This is a genomic window from Nioella sp., assembly GCF_964229645.1.
GTDB lineage: Bacteria > Pseudomonadota > Alphaproteobacteria > Rhodobacterales > Rhodobacteraceae > Nioella.
This window is the reverse complement of sequence record NZ_CAXREX010000177.1, coordinates 1-2191: the sequence shown is the minus strand read 5'-3', so window position 1 is coordinate 2191 and position 2191 is coordinate 1. Positions and strand designations below refer to the sequence as shown.

The 2191-nt window shown below is 68.3% G+C and carries 1 protein-coding gene and 2 pseudogenes; 2 read left to right on the top strand and 1 reads right to left on the bottom strand.

Annotated features, from left to right (window positions below; translation table 11 throughout):
• Both ACEQXV_RS11590 and ACEQXV_RS11585 read left to right on the top strand, forming a co-directional pair.
• Window positions 1–340, top strand: a pseudogene (locus ACEQXV_RS11590) (tyrosine--tRNA ligase); the annotation flags it as partial.
• Between the two features lie 773 nt (window positions 341–1113).
• Window positions 1114–1944, top strand: a complete 831-nt coding sequence (locus tag ACEQXV_RS11585; RefSeq protein ID WP_370269267.1) for a GNAT family N-acetyltransferase — start codon at window positions 1114–1116, stop codon at window positions 1942–1944.
• Between the two features lie 9 nt (window positions 1945–1953).
• Here the strand turns inward: ACEQXV_RS11585 and ACEQXV_RS11580 are convergent.
• Window positions 1954–2191 (bottom strand): annotated as a pseudogene (locus ACEQXV_RS11580) (hypothetical protein); the annotation flags it as partial.

Below are 2191 nucleotides of genomic sequence, written 5' to 3'. Positions count from 1 at the left end.
CGAGGTCACCCGGCTGTGCCACGGTGCAGAGGCCGCCGCCGCGGCAGAGGCCACGGCGCGCGAGGTCTTCGAGAAGGGCGGCGTGGGCGACGATCTTCCGACGCTGGAGCTGACCTCCGACGAGATCGGCGATGGCATCTCGGTGATCCAGCTGATCGTCCGCTCGGGGCTGGTGAAGTCCGGCAAGGAGGCCAAGCGCCTGATCGCCGAGAACGGCGCACGACTGGACGATGCGCCGCTGACCGACGCGGGCCTGATGCTGGACCGGGGCGCCCTGTCCTCACCGATCAAGCTGAGCGCGGGCAAGAAGCGCCACGCGCTGGTCAAGCTGGCGGACTGACCGGCGGTTTCCGCCGGATGTTGCGACGCGCGGCGCTGCCGCGCGTCTTTTCTTTTGTGAATTGCTGTACGCGAACCCGTAGACCCGAGGTCGCTCCCTTGCCCGCACCGAAGCAAGGCTCGGCGCGAAAAGGCCTCCGCGCCATGCCCGCCGGTCAGGCATTTTTCATCAACAGTCTGCCGCGCGTGACGATGCACCAATACACTGGATCAACTCCGGCAATGCTCCACCTCACGGCGTGATTTCCGCCGGAAGCTGAACGCCCTCCTGTGCAAATTGCCCGAGGTATGCAGCCACGCCCCAACTTCGAAGACGGAACGCATAACGGCCCGACACACAATCCCCCGAGGCACTCTCGCTGGTCCGCGTCGCGCTGTACCGCCGCGCCTCCTCCCCGACATGGTCAAGCCGCGCTGTGACCCGTTCGCCCGACGCGCCCGGGGTACACGCCTTTTCGTGCCGCCGATCCGCGCCCCGCACCGCTGCGCAGGGAGCGGCTTTTCAGCCCGCGGCCATCCCCGTTCTCAGAACACCGCCTGCAGGACGATCAGCAAAACGAAGGGTATCGAAAGCACGCAGGCCACCAACAGCGCCGCCCCGGCGGTCGGACGGGGCCGGGTCAGCGCAATCGATTCGGATCGGGGCGCCGCAGGGCGCAAAGGCTGTCTGTTCATGCAGCCATTAAGCCATTCGAAAGTTTTGATCCCGTTAATACCCCCCTGCTCCGCCTCCCCCTCCCCCAAACCCCCCAATTCGCCCGCGCCTGTGCGCGCATGGGGGTGCAGACGCGGCTCTGCAAACGCGAGGCGCGGGAGGGTGTGCGCCTGCTCTGGCAGGTTCAGTCGCGGGTCATCCGGCCCTTCGGGCGTGTCGACCTCGTGTCGCGGGGGCCGGTGGCGGAGGATCCGGGCGACCTCTGCGACTGGGTCACGCGCTGGCCGCACTGGCACGATGGCCGGCCCCTCCTGCTGAACGCCGACGGCATCACGCCAAGCATTCTGCGCGACGGCGGTTTCTGGCCGCTGATGACACCAGCGACCATCGCGCTGCTGCCGCTCGCCACGCCTCCAACCCTGCGCGCCAGCCTGAGACAGAAGTGGCGCAATCGCCTTAACCGGGCACAGCGGGAGGAGATCGAGGTGCGCCACACCGACCTGACACCGGACCACTGGCTCCTCGGCACCGAGGCGCGGCATGCGAAGACAAAGGGCTACAAGGGCCTGCCGCCCGCCTTTTGCGCGCTCTACGCCGCCGCCAATCCCGGGGAGGCCGTGGTCTACGAAGCCCGGCACAAGCGCCAGCCTGTCGCCGCCGCTCTGATCTTGCGGCACGGGCGCATGGCCACCTGGCAGATCGGGCAGAGCACGGAGGAAGGTCGCCGCCTGAATGCCATGAACCTCGTGCTGTGGGAGGCGGCGACGGATTGCTGGCGGCGAGGTCACGACATGCTCGACCTCGGGATACTCAATGCGCAGGACGCCCCAGGGCTGACACGTTTCAAGCTGGGCCTCGGCGCGAACGCCCACCGTCTTGGCGGCACATGGGTCCACCTTCGGTGCCTTGCGCCCATGGCCCGCGTCCTGCCTCTGGCGCTGTGTTCCTGACTGAGGCCGTCAGGTCGCGCCGAGCATCCAGCGCCCCTCCGGCCAGAAGGCATGGAACGCGAAGGCGAACATCACGTCATGCGGCAGGTCCCGGCCCGCGGCATCCGTGACCCGCACCGCCCCCACATCCCGCCCGTCCGCGATCCGGTCGGCATCGAGCGCGGAGTTCACGCCGGATTGCCAGAGGATACGCACGCCGTCCTCTGTCACGTCCCCTTCCCGCGCCAGCCTGTCCATCGGCCAGGCG

Excerpts from the sequence above, each read along its gene's own strand:
- ACEQXV_RS11585 (WP_370269267.1), top strand. The coding sequence starts at position 1,114 with ATGGGGGTGCAGACGCGGCTCTGCAAACGCGAGGCGCGGGAGGGTGTG.